The following is a 17,778-nucleotide window of genomic DNA, read 5'->3' as shown; positions in this document are numbered from 1 at the left end:
TCGTTGATAGCTGACTCGCACCGGAAACCACCCGGAAACCACCTGGGTGGCGACATCCGTCAGCTGACCGGACAACTCAAGATGAGGAGCTCGCCGTGACCACCGGGCTACCTTCGCAGACGCAGGTGATCGAGCTACTCGACGCGGAATTCGCGCGCGCCGGTTACGAAATCGAAGACGTGGTCGTCGACACCCGCACGCGCCCGCCGCGGATCACCGTGATCGCCGACGGCGACGACCCCCTGGACCTCGACACGATCGCCACCCTGTCCCGTTCGGCTTCGGATTTGCTCGACGGCTCGGAGGTTCTCGGCGCCATCCGCGACCGCTACGTGCTGGAGGTCAGTTCGCCGGGCGTGGACCGCCCGCTGACCAGCGAGAAGCATTTCCGCCGCGCCCGTGGCCGCAAGGTCGAGATCGCGTTGTCGGACGGATCGAAGCTGACCGGGCGCGTCGGCGAGACCCGTGACGGCGCCGTCGCGGTGGTGGTTCGCGCGGGCCGGGACTGGGCGGTGCGCGAGGTCCCGCTCGCCGAAATCGCGAAAGCCGTTGTGCAGGTTGAGTTTTCACCGCCGGCGCGGGCGGAGCAAGAGCTGGCTGGATTGGCTGAGGTGGGGCGGCCCGACAGGACGGAGGCCAAGACATGAACATCGACATGGCCGCATTGCACGCGATCGAGGTGGACCGGGGAATCTCGGTCAACGAATTGCTCGAGACCATTAAATCCGCGCTGCTCACCGCCTACCGGCACACCCAGGGCCACCAGAACGAGGCGCGCATCGAGATCGACCGCAAGACCGGCGTCGTCAAGGTGATGGCCCGCGAGACCGACGAGGACGGCAACGTCATCAGCGAATGGGACGACACCCCCGAGGGTTTCGGCCGCATCGCCGCGACGACCGCGCGCCAGGTGATGCTGCAGCGGTTCCGGGATGCCGAAAACGAGCGCACCTACGGCGAGTTCTCCACCCGCGAGGGGGAGATCGTGGCCGGGGTGATCCAGCGCGACAGCCGGGCGAACGCGCGCGGGCTGGTCGTGGTGCGGATGGGCACCGAGACCAAGGCGTCCGAGGGCGTGATCCCGGCGGCCGAACAGGTCCCCGGCGAGAGCTACGAGCACGGCAACCGGGTCCGCTGCTACGTCGTGGGCGTGACGCGCGGGTCCCGCGAGCCGCTGATCACGCTGTCGCGCACGCACCCCAACCTGGTCCGCAAGCTGTTTTCGCTGGAGGTCCCCGAAATCGCCGACGGGTCGGTGGAGATCGTGGCGGTGGCCCGGGAGGCGGGGCATCGCTCAAAGATCGCGGTGCGCTCGAACGTTCCCGGCCTGAACGCCAAGGGCGCCTGCATCGGCCCGATGGGCCAGCGGGTCCGCAACGTGATGAGCGAGCTCTCGGGGGAGAAGATCGACATCATCGACTACGACGAGGACCCGGCCCGGTTCGTCGCCAACGCGCTGTCGCCGGCGAAGGTGGTCTCGGTGTCAGTCATCGACCAGACCGCCCGGGCCGCCCGCGTGGTGGTGCCCGACTTCCAGTTGTCGCTGGCCATCGGCAAGGAGGGCCAGAACGCGCGGTTGGCCGCGCGGCTCACCGGCTGGCGCATCGACATTCGCGGGGATTCGCCGGGGCACGCCGAGAGTCAGGCCGAACACGGCGCCGGTCACCCCGTGGCGCACGATCACTGACCTCAGGTAACGGCCCAGCTTCGGGTGGTTCTGACCTCCGGTCAGGGGAGGTTAGACTGACACGTGATCCAGCGTGAACTTTCGGGACCGGTGCGGACGTGTGTGGGGTGCCGAAAGCGAGAGCTGGCCGCCGAACTGCTTCGCGTGGTGGCTGTGTCGACGGGGAACGGCGAATATGCCGCGATCGTTGACGACAGGAGTAGCCTGCCGGGGCGGGGTGCATGGCTGCATCCCGCGCCACAGTGCGTGCAACAGGCGATTCGGCGGCGGGCTTTCACCAGAGCGTTGCGCATCACCGGTCCACTGGACACATCCGCGGTGGTCGAGCACGTGGCGGTGCACGACTTACCCGGCGACAGAAGAGGCAGCAAAGAACATGAGCACACCGTGAAGTCCCGATGACTCGCATACCCATGCGTTACAGCTAATACCCGAGGCGTGCGGCCCACTGCTGTCGCCTCATAGACAGGAGATGTAGTGGCAGGTAAGGCCCGCGTACACGAGTTGGCCAAGGAACTCGGTGTCAGTAGCAAGGAAGTGCTCGCCCGGCTGAATGAACAGGGCGAATTCGTCAAATCCGCATCGTCGACGGTAGAGGCGCCGGTGGCTCGCCGGCTGCGTGAGTCCTTCGGGGGCAGCAAGCCGGCCGCCACCAAGGCGCCCGCCAAGGCCCCTGACAAGTCACTCGACCAGGCCCTCGACAAGGCGATCAGCAAGCCCGCGCCGAACGGCGAAGCGACCGCCGCGGCCCCCAAGCCCGCCGCCGGCGGGACGATGGCAGCCGCCCCGGCCGCGACCGTCGACGCGCCGCCCGCGCCCCCGGCGCCCCCGCGGCCCCAGCCCGGGCAACCGGCGGCCCCGGCCCCCGCACAGCCGGCCGGGCAACCGGCCCCGCAGCCCGGCATGACACCGGGCCCGCGGCCCGGCCCGATTCCGAAGCCGCGCGCCCCGCGCGTCGGCAACAATCCGTTCTCGTCGGCGCAACCCGTCGACCGGCCCATCCCGCGCCCGCAGGCCCCGCGCCCCGGCGCGGCGCGGCCGGGTGCGCCGCGGCCGGGCGCTTCGCCGGGCAGCATGCCGCCCCGGCCCGGCGGCGCGGCGGGGCAGGGCCGCCCGGCCCGGCCCGGCGCCCCGCGACCGGGCGGCGGCCGGCCCGGTGGGCCCGGCGGCCGCTCCGACGGCGGCGGCGGCAACTACCGTGGCGGTGGCGGCGGCGTCGGCGCCCCGCCCGGGGGCGGAGGCGGCGGCTTCAGGGGTCGTCCCGGTGGCGGCGGTGGCGGCGGTGGCCGTCCCGGTCAGCGTGGCGGCGCGGCCGGCGCGTTCGGCCGCCCGGGTGGCGCGCCGCGGCGCGGTCGCAAGTCGAAGCGGGCGAAACGCGCCGAATACGAGAACATGCAGGCGCCGGTCGTCGGGGGCGTGCGGTTGCCGCACGGCAACGGCGAGACCATCCGGCTGGCCCGCGGCGCTTCGCTCTCCGACTTCGCCGACAAGATCAACGCCAACCCGGCGGCGCTGGTGCAGGCGCTGTTCAACCTCGGCGAGATGGTGACGGCCACCCAGTCGGTCGGCGACGAGACGCTCGAGCTGCTCGGCAGCGAGATGAACTACGTCGTGCAGGTCGTCAGCCCCGAGGACGAGGACCGCGAGCTGCTGGAGTCCTTCGACCTGACCTACGGCGAGGACGAGGGCGGCGAGGAGGACCTGCAGACCCGGCCGCCGGTGGTGACCGTCATGGGTCACGTCGACCACGGTAAAACGCGGCTGCTGGACACCATCCGTAAGGCCAACGTCCGCGAGGGCGAGGCCGGCGGCATCACCCAGCACATCGGCGCCTACCAGGTCGGAGTCGACTTCGAGGGGACCGAGCGGCTGATCACCTTCATCGACACCCCGGGTCACGAGGCGTTCACCGCCATGCGTGCCCGCGGCGCCAAGGCGACCGACATCGCGATCCTGGTGGTCGCCGCCGACGACGGCGTGATGCCGCAGACGGTGGAGGCCATCAACCACGCGCAGGCGGCCGATGTGCCGATCGTGGTGGCGGTCAACAAGATCGACAAGGAGGGCGCCGACCCGGCCAAGATCCGCGGCCAGCTAACCGAATTCGGTTTGGTGGCAGAGGATTTCGGTGGCGACACGATGTTTGTGGACATCTCCGCCAAGCAGGGCACCAACATCGAGGCGCTGGAAGAGGCGGTGCTGCTGACCGCCGACGCCGCCCTGGACCTGCGGGCCAACCCCGACATGGAGGCCCAGGGTGTGGCGATCGAGGCGCACCTGGACCGCGGTCGCGGGCCGGTTGCCACCGTGTTGATTCAGCGCGGCACGCTGCGCGTCGGCGACTCGATCGTCGCCGGCGACGCCTACGGTCGCGTGCGCCGCATGGTCGACGAGCACGGCGAGGACGTCCACGAGGCGTTGCCGTCGCGACCGGTGCAGGTCATCGGTTTCACGTCGGTGCCCGGCGCCGGTGACAACCTGTTGGTCGTCGACGAGGACCGCATCGCCCGCCAGATCGCCGACCGGCGCAGCGCCCGCAAGCGCAACGCCCTGGCGGCGCGGTCCCGCAAGCGGATCAGCCTGGACGATCTGGATGCCGCGCTGAAGGAAACCAGCCAGCTGAACCTGATCCTCAAGGGCGACAACGCCGGTACGGTCGAGGCGCTGGAAGAGGCCCTGATGGGCATCGAGGTCGACGACGAGGTGGCGCTGCGCGTCATCGACCGCGGCGTCGGTGGCATCACCGAGACCAACGTCAACCTGGCGTCGGCGTCGGACGCGATCATCATCGGGTTCAACGTGCGCGCCGAGGGCAAGGCGACGGAGCTGGCCAACCGCGAGGGCGTGGAGATCCGCTACTACTCGGTGATCTACCAGGCGATCGACGAGATCGAGAAGGCCCTGCGCGGCATGCTCAAGCCGATCTACGAGGAGAACCAGCTGGGTCGCGCCGAGATCCGGGCGATCTTCCGGTCCTCGAAGGTCGGCATCATCGCCGGCTGCATGATCAGCTCGGGTGTGGTGCGCCGCAACGCGAAGGCCCGGCTGCTGCGGGACAACATCGTGGTCACCGACAACCTCACCATCACCTCGCTGCGCCGGGAGAAGGACGACGTGACCGAGGTCCGCGAGGGCTTCGAATGCGGTATGACGCTGGGCTATTCCGACATCAAGGAAGGCGACATCATCGAGTCCTACGAGCTGGTGCAGAAGGAACGGGCCTGATGGCCGATCCGGCCAGGGCGCGCCGGTTGGCCAAGCGGATATTCACGATCGTCGCCTCGGCGATCGAGTTCGAGATCAAGGATCCGGGCCTGGACGGGGTGACCATCGTCGACGCCAAGGTGACCGCCGACCTGCACGATGCGACGGTGTTCTACACGGTGATGGGCCGCACGCTCGACGACGAGCCCGACTACGCCGCCGCGGCCGCGGCGCTGGAGCGGGCCAAGGGCGCGCTGCGCACCAGGGTCGGGGCCGGCACCGGCGTGCGCTTCACGCCCACGCTGACGTTCACCCGCGACACGACCGCAGACAGCGTGCAGCGGATGGAGGAATTGCTGGAGCGTGCCCGCGCCGCGGACGCCGATCTGGCGCGGGTTCGCTCGGGTGCCAAGCCGGCCGGGGAGGCCGATCCATACCGTGTGAGCGGGGCTGGGGACGCGAGCGACGGGAACGCCGGTGACGACGATCGACCCGAAAACTGATCTGGCCGGTGCCCCGCGGGGCACCCAGGGGTTGTCGGTAGATGCCGCCGGCGCCGTCGAGCTGCTGTCGGGCGCCGCGACGATCGCGGTGATCGCCCACGTCCACCCCGACGCCGACACCATCGGCGCGGGGCTGGCGCTGGCGCTGGTGCTCGACCGGTGCGGCAAGCGCGTCGAGGTCAGTTTCGCCGCCCCGGCGTCGCTGCCCGAGTCGCTGGCGTCGTTGCCCGGTTGTCGGCTGCTGGTCCGCCCGGACGAGCTGCGCCGCGACGTCGATCTGGTTGTGACCGTTGACGTTCCGAGCGTCAAGCGGCTCGGGGAGCTGAGCGAGCTGGCCGGCCCGGGCCGCCGGTCGCTGGTCATCGACCACCACGCCTCCAACGACCGGTTCGGCAGCGCGAACTTCATCGACGTGTCGGCGGATTCCACGACGATGATGGTCGCCGACATCCTCGACGCGTGGGGCGAGCCGATCGACCGGGACGTTGCGCACTGCATCTACGCCGGCCTGACGACCGACACCGGATCGTTCCGCTGGGCCAGCGCCCGGGCGCTTCGGCTGGCGGCCCGGTTGGTCGACCTCGGTGTCGACAACGCCGCGATCAGCCGGACCCTGATGGACACCCACCCGTTCGGGTGGCTTCCGCTGCTGTCGCGGGTGCTGGGCTCGGCGCAACTCGTGCCGGACGCGGCCGGCGGTCGCGGGCTGGTGTACGCGGTCGTCGAGCATCGGGACTGGATCACCTCGCGCGCCGAGGAAGTCGAGAGCATCGTCGACATCGTGCGCACCACGCAGCAGGCGGAGGTGGCGGCGGTCTTCAAGGAGGTCGACCCGCAGCACTGGTCGGTGTCGATGCGGGCCAAGGCCCACGTGGATCTGGCGGCGGTCGCCTCGGAGTTCGGCGGCGGTGGCCACCGGCTCGCCGCGGGGTACTCGACCGTCGGCTCGATCGACGACGCCGTCGCGTCGTTGCGCGCGGCGCTCGGTTAGCAGTGGCGATCGCTAGCGCGGCGAAGCCGGGCGAAGCGGGTCGCCACCATCGGGCCTAGAAGGCCCAGCTTCCCGACGGCTGTAGCACGAAGCCGTGGTCTCCGCTGGTGGTGTCCAGGCAGGCGACGACGTTGCCGGCGTCGACGGCGCACGTCACGTTGAGATACGTCAGTTTCGCGCCGGCGGCCAGCGGCTTGCCGCCCGACGTCAGCGCGGGCGGGTTGCCGTCGCAGCCGCTGTAGGTCATGCGGCTCAGCTCGTAACCCGGCCCCTTGAAGTTCACCGCGCCCACGACGCAATCGCCCGGTTTCGAGTGGCCGCCACCGGGAAACGGGACGTCATCCATCCCGGGGGCGTCGCCGCTGCACTTGATGTCCTGCGACGGTTGGGGAGCGGGCGCGGGGCCGCCGTAGAAGTCGCACACCAGGGTCGGCGTGGCGGAAAAGCTGATGCGGGGCGCCCCGCCCTGGGCGGGCGTCGCGTAGCCGTCCGCCGGGACGGCGGTGAACCTGTTCAGGTCGGGGAATCGCGGCGGCGGCTCGGCCGCGGCACGCGGCACTGCGGTGGCCGCGATCGCGGACGCCGCCACCAGAGTGAGGGTCCCCAACGTGACACCGCCGGCGCGCATCGCTTCCCCTACCGGACCTGGGCCCGCCCGCGCTGCAGCACCGCATCGCGGTTGGCGGCGATGTCGTCGCCGCTGGTGCGGAACTGCCGGGCGGCCGTGGCCTCCAGCCACAGCCCGGTGCTGGTGTGGGTGTCGTCGATCCGGTGATAGGAGGCCAGCAACGCCCGCACCGCGTTCTGGTTGTTGCCGACGATCGAGGCGGCCACCTGGCGGGCCGTGCGCATCAGCCGGTCGTGCGGCACCACCTCGGTCACCAGGCCGGCGCGCAGCGCGTCGGCGGCGGACAGGTAGTCCCCGGTCAGGCTCATGCGCCGGGCCAGGCCGACCCCCACCTTCTGGGGTAGCCGCACGGTCAGTCCCCAGGTGGGCAGCAGGCCCACCCGGGCGTGCGTGTCGGCGAAACGGGCCTGCTCCGACGCGATCAGGACGTCGCAGTACAGGGCCAGCTCCAGCCCGCCGGTGACCGCGGCGCCGTTGATCGCGCCGATCACCGGCTTGGTCAGCGCCGGCCAGCGCGGCGAGATGTCGGGCAGCGCAGCCTCGCTGCCCAGCTCCTTGAGGTCCAGCCCCGCGCAGAACACCGGGTCGGCGCCGGTGACGATGACGACGTCGACGCCCTCGTCGGTCTCGGCGTCGGCCAGGGCGCCGAAGAACCGGTCCCGCAGCGCCGAGGACAGCGCGTTGCGCGCGTGCGGGCGGTTGAGGGTCAGGGTGCGCACCCGCTCGTCGGTCTCGATCAGCAGGACGTCGTCGGTCATCTGTTCACCGTAGAGGGTCGCTCCCGGCGCATTTATCGTGGAGGCATGTGCCGGAACATCACCGAACTGCGGGGCCTGCAGCCGGAAGCCACGCCGGAGGAGGTCGCGGCGGCCGCGCGCCAGTACGTGCGCAAGGTCAGCGGCATCACCCGCCCGTCGGCCGCCAACGCCGACGCGTTCGAGGCCGCGGTCGCCGAGGTCACCGAGACGACGGCGCGACTGCTGGCGGCCCTGCCGCCGCGGCGCCAACCGCCGAAGACCGTGCCGCCGCTGCGCCGGCCCGAGGTGGTGGCCCGCCTCGCAGGGGCGAAATGACGCCGGCGCTCAAGGAGTGGGGCGCGGTGGTGCACGCGCTGCTCGACGGCCGCCAGCTGGTGTTGCTGCGGAAGGGCGGCATCGGCGAGAAGCGGTTTGAGCTCGCGGCCCGCGAGTTCCTGTTGTTTCCGACCGTCGCCCACAGCCACGCCCAGCGCGTGCGGCCCGAGCACCGCGACCTGCTGGACGCCGGCGCGGCCGACGCCGCCGACGAGCACCTGGTGTTACGCGCCGCAGCGAAAGTCGTTGCGGCGCAGGAGGTTAATCAACCGGATGGGCTGGCCGCGATCGAGGACCTGCACATCTGGACGGCCGAGTCGGTGCGCGAGGATCGGCTGGACTTCCGGCCCAAGCACAAGCTGGCCGTGCTGGTGGTGTCGGTGATCCCGCTGGCCGAGCCGCTGCGCATCCCGCGGGCCCCCGAGTACGGCGGCTGCACCAGCTGGGCGCAGCTGCCGCTGGCCGACGTCCGCCTGGCCGCGCCGGTGCACGACGACGCCGAGCTAGGTCAGGTCGCCCGTCGGGTCCGCGACGCGGTCGCCTGACGGGTCGGCGGGGCCGACGGGAAGCAGCAGCCGGGACCGCCCGTAGTGCACGGCGTGGGTGGCGGGCGTGGACTGCAGGCCCGTCAACAACGGTTCCGCGGTGCCGAGGTTGCGCGCGAAGCGCGGGAACCAGCTGCCCGCGATCAGGACGCGGATGCGCGAGCCGGCGCGGAAGCGGTGGGCGATCCCGTCGAGTTCCACCCGCACGAGTTCGGTCCCGGCGGCGGCGTCCGCTGCGCCCAACCGCCGGTAGCCGTCGCTGACGTTGCGGGAGCGGCCCTTGGCATCGACCTCGCTCACCCGGACGAACAGGTCGACATGCGGATTGTCGGAGCTGTGCGCCAGCTCGACCACCGGATTGCCGTAGGCGTACAGGTCGTGGGTGAGGGTGAGGCTGGTGAAGGCGAGGACGTCGTCGCGCGCGGCGAGGCGGCTGTCGTCGCGGTAGCCCCCGTTCGTGGACAGCAGCGGGCCGCCGGTGGTGGGCGTCGGGTCGGCGGGGTCGTACCGAAACGTGGCCGGCGCCAACCCGTTCGGGGTCGGTGCCGTCTCGCCCAGGTGCCCGCCGGGCCGCAGGTACAGCGCCCGTTCGGTGGTGGCGGGCGGCCAGTCGGGCAGGTGGCGCCAGGCCTGGCCCCCGTCCACGCCGGTGACGCAGACGTGCACGCTGCTCGGCCGGCGCTGAGGCTCGCCGGCCAGGTGGGTGTCCAGCCAGTCCAGCGTCTCCCGCGCGCTGATCGGGAGCGCCTTGCCCAGCAGCTGCGTGTGTGTCCAGGGGCCGACGGTCAGCGCGACGTCCACCCCGCGGCCGTGCAGGTGGGCGTACTGCTGCAGCGTCTGCCGGATGAAGATGTCCTGCCAGCCGCCGATGAGCAGCACCGGCACCCGCGCGCGGTCCAGCGCGTCGGTGAAGCGCCGGGCGTCCCAGAACGCGTCGTTCTGCTCGTGGTGTTCGATCCACGATTCGAACCACGGCGCGCCATCGCCGAGCAGGGCCCGGGCCGCGGCGCCCAACGGCAGCGCGCCCGCCGCCTCGGCCACCTTGCGCCGGGCCTGCAGCTGGCGCAGCGCCATCTTGACCCGTCGCGGGTCCTCCTGGTTCGCGACCAGGTCGCTCCAGCCCAGGAAGTCGTTGACGGCGAAGGAGCCGGTGCCCCACACCGAGGCGTTGAAATCGTGCGGGCCCGCGGTGATGACGGCCGCGGCCAGCTCCGGCGGCGGATCCTGCAGCAGCGCCCACTGGGTGAAGCCCAGATAGGACACGCCGACGGTGCCGAAGCGGCCGGCGAACCACGGCTGTTCGCGCAGCCAGACGACCGTGTCGGCGCCGTCGGCGGCCTCGTTGACCATCGGGTCGAATTCCCCGCCCGACCCGTACGTGCCGCGCACGCTCTGCAGCACGACGTGATAGCCGCGCGCGGCGTGCAGCCGCGCGTAGGCGTTCGAGAACGGAAACCTCCGCCCGTAGGGCCCGCGGACCAGCAGGGTGCCCGCGGGGCTGGAAGTGGTGGGCGCGTAGTGGTCGGCGGCCAGCGTGACCCCGTCGCGCATCGGCACGTCGACGCGCTCCACGGTGTACTCGGTGGTCGCCCGCCGCACGCCCAACAGCCGGCCCAGCGCGGCGTCGCCGAACCGTCCCAGCCTGGGGGATTTGGACTGCGCGGGGCGGGTCGAGGTGGTGCTCACCGGCCCCACACTAGGTTTTTTCGGGACGCCGGGCGGCGTAATCAGAACTTGTAGTACGGCGCCAGGTCGTTGGCGCGCTGCAGATTGGTGGACATGCAGTCCACCTCCGGGTTGGAGTAGACGGCCGAGTAGTACAGCGCCTGCTGCAGCACCCCGTAGCTGGTCTTGAACGCGACCATGCAGGAGAAGAACCAGAAGCTGTTGTGATAGGTCGGCTTCATCACCCAGTACTGCGCGGCGCGGTGCCCCGCAATCGTGGTCTCGATGGCGTCGGGCGGCAGGGATTGTTCGTAGGTGCGCCAGATGATGGGCTCGACGGCCACCTGGTAGTTGCCAGCGTCGAAGTGGCAGCGCAGCCCGTCCTCGTGTTCGGGCGGCGTGAACCCGAGCCCGAGCCGCTGCACGACGTCGAACGGGATGTCCTCGCACGCGTCGAACGGACGCGGGTCGGTGGTGGCCACGATGGGGCTCTTCATGGTGGTCTCCATCGGCTCGGCCGTCGACCGCAGCTCGACGGGCCCGCGCCCGCTCGGCCCCGGCGGGGCGCTTTGCGCGCCCACGACCAGCGCCGTGGCCAGCGCGCCCAGCGCTCCGACCAACCGCAGCCTGGTGATCACCGACATCTCCTGCCCTCCCTTGCCGGGAGTGTAGAACCCCGGCAGTGAAAAGAGAACACGTTCTAATCCCGCGGGCAAGGGCCCGGCGGAAACCGGCTCATCACGCAGGGTTCGTTAGGCTGGTTAGTCGTGGCGAACCGGGAATCGACTAATGGTGCGCAGCCGACGCTGTGGGCCGTTTCCGACCTGCACACCGGCCACCTCGGCAACAAGCCGGTCACCGAATCGCTGTACCCGTCGTCGCCGGATGACTGGCTGATCGTCGCCGGCGACGTAGCCGAACGCACCGACGACATCCGCTGGGCGCTTGACGTGCTGCGCCGGCGGTTCGCGAAGGTGATCTGGGTGCCCGGCAACCACGAGCTGTGGACCACCACCCGCGATCCCATGCAGATCTTCGGCAAGGCCCGCTACGACTACCTGGTCAACATGTGCGACGAGATGGGCGTGATCACGCCGGAGCATCCGTTCCCGGTGTGGACCGAGCGCGGCGGCCCGGCCACGATCGTGCCGATGTTCCTGCTGTACGACTACACCTTCTTGCCCGAGGGGGCGACGAGCAAGGCCGAGGGCATGGCGATCGCGCGGCAGCGCAACGTGGTGGCCACCGACGAGTTCCTGCTCTCGTCCGAGCCGTACGCCACCCGCGAGGCCTGGTGCCGCGAGCGGCTGGCCGCCACCCGCGCCCGCCTCGAACAGCTGGACTGGATGACGCCGACCGTCCTGGTCAACCACTTCCCGCTGGTGCGCGACCCCTGCGACGCGTTGTTCTACCCGGAGTTCTCGCTGTGGTGCGGAACCACCAAGACCGCCGACTGGCACACCCGCTACAACGCGATCTGTTCGGTGTACGGGCACCTGCACATTCCGCGCACCACCTGGTACGACGACGTGCGCTTCGAGGAGGTGTCGGTGGGCTACCCGCGCGAGTGGCGCCGCCGCAAGCCCTACAGCTGGCTGCGCCAGGTGCTGCCGGATCCCCAGTACGCGCCGGGCTATCTCAACGATTTCGGCGGTCACTTCGTGATCACCCCCGAGATGCGCCGCCAGGCCCAGCAATTCCGGGAACGAGTGCGGCAGCGGCAGTCTCGATGACGGCCCGCACGTTGGTGGCGTCGGTGTTGCCCGGCACCGCATCGCAGGACCTCGCGTATTCGGAGGTGTATTCCGATCCCCCGGGGCTGAGCCCGTTGCCCGAGGAGGAGCCGCTGATCGCCAAGTCGGTCGCCAAGCGGCGCAACGAGTTCATCACCGTGCGGCACTGCGCCCGCATCGCGATGGGCGAGCTCGGCGTGTCACCGGTGCCGATCCTCAAGGGCGACAAGGGACAACCGTGCTGGCCCGCCGGCGTGGTGGGCAGCCTCACGCACTGCACGGGCTATCGCGGGGCGGTGGTGGGGCGCGCCGGCGCGGTGCGCTCGGTGGGCATCGACGCCGAACCGCACGACGTGCTGCCCGACGGCGTGCTGGGCGCGATCGCCCTCGACGACGAACGCCAGGAGATCGCCGCGCTGCCCGCGGGCCTGCATTGGGACCGAATCCTGTTCTGCGCCAAGGAAGCCACCTACAAGGCGTGGTTCCCGCTGACCGAGCGCTGGTTGGGTTTCGAGGACGCCCACATCGTGTTCGATGCCGATTCGGCGACCACCGGGACGTTCGTCTCCAAGATCCTGATCGACGGCGCCGCGCTGTCGGGTCCGCCGCTGAGCGCGCTGCGGGGCCGCTGGTCGGTCGAGCGCGGGCTGGTGCTGACCGGCATCGTGTTATGAGCCCGGGGCTTCCCGGCCCCGGTCCGGGAATAGTCCTAGTGGACAAGCCGGCCGGGATGACCAGCCACGACGTCGTGGGCCGCTGCCGGCGCATCTTCTCCACCCGCCGGGTGGGGCACGCGGGGACGCTGGACCCGATGGCCACCGGGGTGCTGGTGATCGGCGTCGAGCGGGCCACCAAGATCCTCGGCCTGCTCACGGGGGCGTCGAAGTCGTACGCCGCCACCATCCGCCTCGGGCAGACCACCTCCACCGAGGACGCCGAAGGCGAAGTGCTGCAAACTGTTTCGGCCGGGCACGTGACCGACGAGGAGATCGTCGCCGGGGTCGCCGCGCTGCGCGGGGACATCGAACAGGTCCCGTCGGCGGTCAGCGCGATCAAAGTCGACGGCCGTCGCGCCTACCGCCTGGTCCGCGAGGGTCACGCCGTCGAACTCGCGGCGCGGCCGGTGCGCATCGACCGGTTCGAGGTGCTGGACGTGCGCCGCGACGGTGACTTGACCGACGTCGACGTCGACGTCGACTGCTCATCGGGAACATACATCCGCGCGCTGGCCCGCGACCTCGGCGCGGCCCTGGGCGTGGGCGGGCACCTGACGGCGTTGCGGCGCACCCGCGTCGGGCCCTTCGGGCTGGACCAGGCGCGCTCGCTCGACGACCTGGCCGAGGCGCCCCGGCTGACCCTGACCCTGGACGAGGCGTGCCTGCTGGTGTTTCCGCGCCGCGTCCTGACCCCCGAGGAGGTCGAGGCGGCGAGCCACGGCCGGTCCCTGACGCCGGCCGGCCTCGACGGCATCTACGCCGCCCGCGACGCGGAGGGCCGGGTGATCGCCCTGCTGCGCGACGAGGGTTCGCGGACCAAGTCGGTCGTGGTGATCCGTCCCGCAACGCTGTCGCGGTAGGTTCGTACGAATGAGCGAAGACAGGGTCCGCGTGCGCATCGGGGACGGTGGCGTGGCCACGGTGACGATGGTGCGCGCCGACAAGCACAACGCGCTTGACCACGCCATGTTCGAGGGCCTCATGAACGCGGCAGCGCAACTGGCCGAAGACAAATCGGTGCGCGCGGTCGTGCTGCACGGCGAGGGGAAGAGCTTCTGCTCGGGCCTGGACGTCGCCAGCTTCATGTCCGGACAGGGTGGCACCGGCGTTCTCCTGGAACGCGACGGCGACCGGGTGGCCAACTTCGCGCAACGCGTGGCCTACGACTGGTCCCTGGTGCCGGCGCCGGTCATCGCGGCGATTCACGGGAACTGCTTCGGCGGCGGCCTGCAGATCGCGCTGGGCGCCGACATCCGGATCGCCGCACCGGACGCGAAGCTGTCCATCATGGAGGTCAAGTGGGGGCTGGTCCCCGACATGGGCATCACGCAGACGCTGCCGCGGCTCGTCCCCATCGACGTCGCCAAGGAGCTGACCTTCACCGGCCGCATCGTGTCGGGCGGCGACGCGTTGGCGCTCGGGCTGGTCACGCGAAACAGTGACGATCCGCTGGCCTCGGCGAAGGAACTCGCGGACGAGATCGCCCGGAAATCTCCCGATGCCGTTCGCGCTGCCAAGCGTCTGTACGACGAGACCTGGCTCAGCAACGACGCCGCGGCGGCCCTCAAGCGCGAATCCGAGCTGCAAACCGGGCTGATCGGCAAGCCCAATCAGCTTGCCGCCGTGGTGGCCGGAATGTCGGGGGAGGACCCGGTTTTCGTCGACCCCGCTTGACGTCGTGCGCGCTGGCAACGACGGGGGTTCCAGCGACCAAGGCCGCACGGCTAAGCTCCGGACTAGACGGGTGTCAATTCGCCCCACATCTCCGGAAGGCGCGCAGAATGTCCAACAAGGTTTACGTCGTCGGCGTCGGCATGACGAAGTTCGAGAAGCCGGGCCGCCGCGAGGGCTGGGACTACCCGGACATGGCGAGGGAGTCGGGCACCAACGCGCTGGCCGACGCCGGCGTCGACTACCGCGACGTGCAGCAGGGCTACGTCGGCTACGTTGCCGGCGACTCGACCTCGGGCCAGCGGGCGCTGTACGAGCTGGGCATGACAGGCATCCCGATCGTCAACGTCAACAACAACTGCTCGACCGGCTCGACGGCGCTTTTCCTGGCGGCGCAGGCCATCCGCGGCGGGATCGTCGACTGCGCGATCGCGCTCGGCTTCGAGAAGATGCAGCCCGGCGCGCTCAGCGGCGGCGCCCAGGACCGCGAGTCGCCGATGGGCAAGCACGTCAAGGCGATGGCCGAGATCGACGAGTTCGCGATGCCCGTCGCGCCCTGGATGTTCGGCGCCGCCGGCCGCGAGCACATGCGGCAATACGGCACCACCGCCGAGCACTTCGCCAAGATCGGCTACAAGAACCACAAGCACTCCGTCAACAACCCGTACGCGCAATTCCAGGAGTCCTACACGCTCGACGACATCCTGGCGGCGCGGATGATCTCCGACCCGCTCACCAAGCTGCAGTGCTCGCCGACCTCGGACGGCTCGGGCGCGGCGATCCTGGCCTCGGAGAGCTACGTCGACCAGCACGGGCTGGCCGGCCAGGCGGTCGAGATTGTCGGCCAGGCGATGACCACCGACTTCGCGTCCACGTTCGACGGCACCGCCAAGAACCTCATCGGCCATGACATGAATGTGCAAGCCGCACAACGTGTTTACGACCAATCCGGGCTGGGTCCCGAGGACTTCCAGGTGATCGAGCTGCACGACTGCTTCTCGGCCAACGAGCTGCTGCTCTACGAAGCCCTCGGCCTGTGCGGGGAGGGCGAGGCGCCCAAGCTGATCGACAACGGCGACACCACCTACGGCGGACGCTGGGTGGTCAACCCCTCGGGCGGCCTGATCTCCAAGGGCCACCCGCTGGGCGCCACCGGGCTGGCGCAGTGCGCCGAGCTGACCTGGCAGCTGCGCGGCACCGCTGAGGCGCGTCAGGTCGAGGGCGTCAACGCGGCCCTGCAGCACAACATCGGGCTGGGCGGCGCCGCCGTCGTCACGGCTTATCAGCGCGCCGAACGCTGAACCGTGATCGAGTGGTCCGACACCGACCTCATGGTTCGGGATGCGGTTCGTCAGTTCATCGACAAGGAGATCCGCCCGCATCTCGACGAACTGGAAACGGGCGCGCTGTCGCCGTACCCGATCGCCCGGAAGCTGTTCAGCCAGTTCGGTCTTGACGCGATGGCCGCCGAGTCGGTCAAGTCGATGCTGGAGCGCGAGCGGGCCCGGGAGGCGGGCCAGGCGCCCGACGAAAAGCCCGACGGCGCCGGAGGTTTCGGTGGCGGCGCGCAGGCGTCGATGCTGGCGGTGCTGGTGTCGGAACTGGCCCGGGTGAGCATCGGCCTGCTCAGCACCGCCTCGGCCAGCATCGGCCTGGGCGCGGCGACCATTATGAGCCGCGGCACGCTGGCCCAGAAGGAACGCTGGCTGCCCGACCTGATGACGCTGAAAAAGATTGCGGCATGGGCCATTACCGAGCCGGACTCCGGCTCCGACGCGTTCGGCGGCATGAAGACGTCGGTCAAGCGCGACGGCGAGGACTACATCCTCAACGGGCAGAAGACGTTCATCACCAACGGGCCCTGCGCCGACGTCCTGGTGGTCTACGCCAAGCTCGACGACGGCTCCGACACCGACCGGCGCAACCGGCCCGTGCTGATCTTCGTGCTGGACGCGGGGATGCCGGGGCTGACGCAGGGCAAGCCGTTCAAGAAGATGGGCATGATGTCCTCGCCGACGGGCGAATTGTTCTTCGACAACGTGCGGCTGACCCCCGATCGCCTGCTCGGCGAGAACCAGCGCCGGGCCGACGGCGACGGCCGCGAAAGCGCCCGCGACAATTTCGCCGCCGAGCGGATCGGGATCGCGATGATGGCGCTGGGCATCATCAACGAATGCCACCGGCTGTGCGTGGATTACGCCAAGACCCGCACGCTGTGGGGCAAGAACATCGGGCAGTTCCAGCTGATCCAGCTCAAGCTGGCCAAGATGGAGATCGCCCGAATGAACGTGCAGAACATGGTCTTTCACACCATCGAGCGCCAACAGGCGGGCAAGCCGCTCTCGCTGGCCGAGGCGTCGGCGATCAAGCTGTATTCGTCGGAGGCGGCCACCGACGTCGCGATGGAGGCCGTGCAGCTGTTCGGCGGCAACGGCTACATGGCCGAGTACCGCGTGGAACAGCTGGCCCGCGACGCGAAGTCGCTGATGATCTACGCCGGCAGCAACGAGGTGCAGGTCACCCACATCGCCAAGGGCCTGTTGTCGAGTTAGGCGACCACCCAGATCGCCCGGGCCGCGGGGCTGCCCAGGTCGACCGTGCTCTCGGCGCCGTCGGCGGACTCGATCGCCACCGAGATCATGCCGGCGAATTCCCGGCGGGTCAGCACCCGCAGCCGCGAGTCGAGTTGTATCCCGACACCGGTGAAATAGCGCAGCATCTCCGGGTCGGCGTCGGAGATGCGGGCCACCGTCCCGGTGTCCCCGTCGCCGCACGCCCACAGCTGGCGGGCCGGCGGCGTGGGGACCTGCCCGTCGGAGGCGGGGATCGGGTCGCCGTGCGGGTCGCGCTGCGGGTAGCCCAGCTTGGCGTCGATGCGGGCCACCAGGCGGTCCGACACGGCGTGCTCGAGCACCTCGGCCTCGTCGTGCACTTCGTCCCAGCCGTAGCCGAGCTCGTTGACCAGGAAGGTCTCCAACAGCCGGTGCCGGCGCACCACCTCGAGGGCCGCCCGGCGCCCGGCCTCGGTCAGCGTGACGGCGCCGTACTTCTCGTGGTCGACCAGGCCCTGCTCGGCGAGCTTGCGGATCGACTCGGAGGCCGTGCTGGCCGACACCCCGATCTTCTCGGCCAGCATCTTGGTGCTGACCTTTTCGATCGACCACTCCTGGGCATTCCAGATGACCTTCAGGTAGTCCTGGCCGACCGCGGTGATGCCGCCTGGCTCATCGTCAGCCCTCACAAGCAGAAAGTTTAGGCACCCACGCCTGATTCGGCGTGCCGCGCCGCCATCGAGACTGCGGTGAGAGCGTCTCGAAGACGGCGAGTGGCGATCTGGGCGCAGTCTCGGCGCAGAGTAGACA

Annotated in this window: 19 protein-coding genes; 14 read left to right on the top strand and 5 right to left on the bottom strand. The window is 70.3% G+C overall.

What is annotated here, in order from left to right; genetic code table 11:
- The first annotated feature begins 95 nt into the window (after window positions 1-95).
- From rimP to AC5Y7V_RS09620, 6 genes are all read left to right on the top strand, one after another.
- Window positions 96-647: a ribosome maturation factor RimP gene (gene rimP, locus AC5Y7V_RS09645; RefSeq protein ID WP_499879821.1), complete on the top strand. Its 552-nt coding sequence runs from the start codon at window positions 96-98 to the stop codon at window positions 645-647.
- A complete protein-coding gene (gene nusA, locus AC5Y7V_RS09640; protein ID WP_499879820.1) occupies window positions 644-1,687 on the top strand; it encodes a transcription termination factor NusA in 1,044 nt (347 codons plus the stop codon). The genes rimP and nusA overlap by 4 nt, the downstream gene beginning before the upstream one ends.
- A 63-nt stretch (window positions 1,688-1,750) precedes the next feature.
- Complete coding sequence (locus AC5Y7V_RS09635) at window positions 1,751-2,089, top strand: YlxR family protein (RefSeq protein ID WP_499879819.1); 339 nt, start codon at window positions 1,751-1,753, stop codon at window positions 2,087-2,089.
- A gap of 75 nt (window positions 2,090-2,164) precedes the next feature.
- Entirely contained in the window at window positions 2,165-4,912 is a 2,748-nt protein-coding gene (gene infB / locus AC5Y7V_RS09630) for a translation initiation factor IF-2 (RefSeq protein WP_499879818.1), read from the top strand.
- A complete protein-coding gene (rbfA, locus tag AC5Y7V_RS09625; protein ID WP_499879817.1) occupies window positions 4,912-5,394 on the top strand; it encodes a 30S ribosome-binding factor RbfA in 483 nt (160 codons plus the stop codon). Before infB ends, rbfA begins: the two co-directional genes overlap by 1 nt.
- Entirely contained in the window at window positions 5,369-6,385 is a 1,017-nt protein-coding gene (locus tag AC5Y7V_RS09620; RefSeq protein WP_499879816.1) for a DHH family phosphoesterase, read from the top strand. The genes rbfA and AC5Y7V_RS09620 overlap by 26 nt, the downstream gene beginning before the upstream one ends.
- Before the next feature lie 55 nt (window positions 6,386-6,440).
- Here the strand turns inward: AC5Y7V_RS09620 and AC5Y7V_RS09615 are convergent, their stop codons facing one another.
- The gene (locus AC5Y7V_RS09615; RefSeq protein WP_499879815.1) at window positions 6,441-7,013 is read right to left on the bottom strand and encodes a hypothetical protein; all 573 of its coding nucleotides are present in this window, start codon (window positions 7,011-7,013) and stop codon (window positions 6,441-6,443) included.
- Between the two features lie 8 nt (window positions 7,014-7,021).
- The gene (locus AC5Y7V_RS09610; RefSeq protein ID WP_499879814.1) at window positions 7,022-7,771 is read right to left on the bottom strand and encodes an enoyl-CoA hydratase; all 750 of its coding nucleotides are present in this window, start codon (window positions 7,769-7,771) and stop codon (window positions 7,022-7,024) included.
- A gap of 45 nt (window positions 7,772-7,816) precedes the next feature.
- On the opposite strand from AC5Y7V_RS09610, the gene AC5Y7V_RS09605 reads away from it, so the two are divergent.
- Together AC5Y7V_RS09605 and AC5Y7V_RS09600 are read left to right on the top strand one after the other, a co-directional pair.
- Window positions 7,817-8,086 carry a DUF2277 domain-containing protein gene (locus AC5Y7V_RS09605; protein ID WP_499879813.1) on the top strand — a complete coding sequence of 90 codons (270 nt, stop codon included), beginning with the start codon at window positions 7,817-7,819 and terminating at the stop codon, window positions 8,084-8,086.
- Window positions 8,083-8,631 carry a DUF1802 family protein gene (locus AC5Y7V_RS09600; RefSeq protein ID WP_499879812.1) on the top strand — a complete coding sequence of 183 codons (549 nt, stop codon included), beginning with the start codon at window positions 8,083-8,085 and terminating at the stop codon, window positions 8,629-8,631. Before AC5Y7V_RS09605 ends, AC5Y7V_RS09600 begins: the two co-directional genes overlap by 4 nt.
- On the opposite strand, the gene AC5Y7V_RS09595 is transcribed toward AC5Y7V_RS09600, so the two are convergent.
- Window positions 8,590-10,317, bottom strand: coding sequence for a CocE/NonD family hydrolase (locus AC5Y7V_RS09595; RefSeq protein ID WP_499879811.1), 1,728 nt, complete (start codon window positions 10,315-10,317; stop codon window positions 8,590-8,592). The genes AC5Y7V_RS09600 and AC5Y7V_RS09595 overlap by 42 nt on opposite strands.
- 41 nt (window positions 10,318-10,358) lie before the next feature.
- Window positions 10,359-10,940, bottom strand: coding sequence for a DUF3558 domain-containing protein (locus AC5Y7V_RS09590; RefSeq protein ID WP_499879810.1), 582 nt, complete (start codon window positions 10,938-10,940; stop codon window positions 10,359-10,361).
- A gap of 123 nt (window positions 10,941-11,063) precedes the next feature.
- Between AC5Y7V_RS09590 and pptH the strand changes: the two genes are divergently transcribed.
- From pptH to AC5Y7V_RS09560, 6 genes are all read left to right on the top strand, one after another.
- Window positions 11,064-12,029, top strand: coding sequence for an ACP phosphodiesterase PptH (gene pptH, locus AC5Y7V_RS09585; RefSeq protein WP_499879809.1), 966 nt, complete (start codon window positions 11,064-11,066; stop codon window positions 12,027-12,029).
- Entirely contained in the window at window positions 12,026-12,703 is a 678-nt protein-coding gene (pptT, locus tag AC5Y7V_RS09580; protein WP_499879808.1) for a 4'-phosphopantetheinyl transferase PptT, read from the top strand. Before pptH ends, pptT begins: the two co-directional genes overlap by 4 nt.
- Window positions 12,700-13,605 carry a tRNA pseudouridine(55) synthase TruB gene (truB, locus tag AC5Y7V_RS09575; protein WP_499879807.1) on the top strand — a complete coding sequence of 302 codons (906 nt, stop codon included), beginning with the start codon at window positions 12,700-12,702 and terminating at the stop codon, window positions 13,603-13,605. The genes pptT and truB overlap by 4 nt, the downstream gene beginning before the upstream one ends.
- Before the next feature lie 10 nt (window positions 13,606-13,615).
- Entirely contained in the window at window positions 13,616-14,419 is an 804-nt protein-coding gene (locus AC5Y7V_RS09570) for a crotonase/enoyl-CoA hydratase family protein (RefSeq protein ID WP_499879806.1), read from the top strand.
- Window positions 14,420-14,526: 107 nt separating this feature from the next.
- Entirely contained in the window at window positions 14,527-15,717 is a 1,191-nt protein-coding gene (locus tag AC5Y7V_RS09565) for a lipid-transfer protein (protein WP_499879805.1), read from the top strand.
- A gap of 3 nt (window positions 15,718-15,720) precedes the next feature.
- Window positions 15,721-16,968, top strand: coding sequence for an acyl-CoA dehydrogenase family protein (locus tag AC5Y7V_RS09560; protein ID WP_499879804.1), 1,248 nt, complete (start codon window positions 15,721-15,723; stop codon window positions 16,966-16,968).
- Here the strand turns inward: AC5Y7V_RS09560 and mntR are convergent.
- A complete protein-coding gene (mntR, locus tag AC5Y7V_RS09555; protein WP_499879803.1) occupies window positions 16,965-17,657 on the bottom strand; it encodes a manganese-binding transcriptional regulator MntR in 693 nt (230 codons plus the stop codon). The genes AC5Y7V_RS09560 and mntR overlap by 4 nt on opposite strands.
- Window positions 17,658-17,778 lie beyond the last annotated feature (121 nt).

This window comes from Mycobacterium sp. NGS34, assembly GCF_059812845.1.
Note: the sequence above shows the minus strand (reverse complement) of the source record. Positions and strands in the feature narration are given on the sequence as shown.

Excerpts from the sequence above, each read along its gene's own strand:
- pptT (WP_499879808.1), top strand. The coding sequence starts at position 12,026 with ATGACGGCCCGCACGTTGGTGGCGTCGGTGTTGCCCGGCACCGCATCG.
- truB (WP_499879807.1), top strand. The coding sequence starts at position 12,700 with ATGAGCCCGGGGCTTCCCGGCCCCGGTCCGGGAATAGTCCTAGTGGAC.
- AC5Y7V_RS09570 (WP_499879806.1), top strand. The coding sequence starts at position 13,616 with ATGAGCGAAGACAGGGTCCGCGTGCGCATCGGGGACGGTGGCGTGGCC.
- AC5Y7V_RS09590 (WP_499879810.1), bottom strand. The coding sequence starts at position 10,940 with ATGTCGGTGATCACCAGGCTGCGGTTGGTCGGAGCGCTGGGCGCGCTG.
- AC5Y7V_RS09610 (WP_499879814.1), bottom strand. The coding sequence starts at position 7,771 with ATGACCGACGACGTCCTGCTGATCGAGACCGACGAGCGGGTGCGCACC.
- rbfA (WP_499879817.1), top strand. The coding sequence starts at position 4,912 with ATGGCCGATCCGGCCAGGGCGCGCCGGTTGGCCAAGCGGATATTCACG.
- AC5Y7V_RS09600 (WP_499879812.1), top strand. The coding sequence starts at position 8,083 with ATGACGCCGGCGCTCAAGGAGTGGGGCGCGGTGGTGCACGCGCTGCTC.
- AC5Y7V_RS09565 (WP_499879805.1), top strand. The coding sequence starts at position 14,527 with ATGTCCAACAAGGTTTACGTCGTCGGCGTCGGCATGACGAAGTTCGAG.
- AC5Y7V_RS09615 (WP_499879815.1), bottom strand. The coding sequence starts at position 7,013 with ATGCGCGCCGGCGGTGTCACGTTGGGGACCCTCACTCTGGTGGCGGCG.
- nusA (WP_499879820.1), top strand. The coding sequence starts at position 644 with ATGAACATCGACATGGCCGCATTGCACGCGATCGAGGTGGACCGGGGA.
- AC5Y7V_RS09605 (WP_499879813.1), top strand. The coding sequence starts at position 7,817 with ATGTGCCGGAACATCACCGAACTGCGGGGCCTGCAGCCGGAAGCCACG.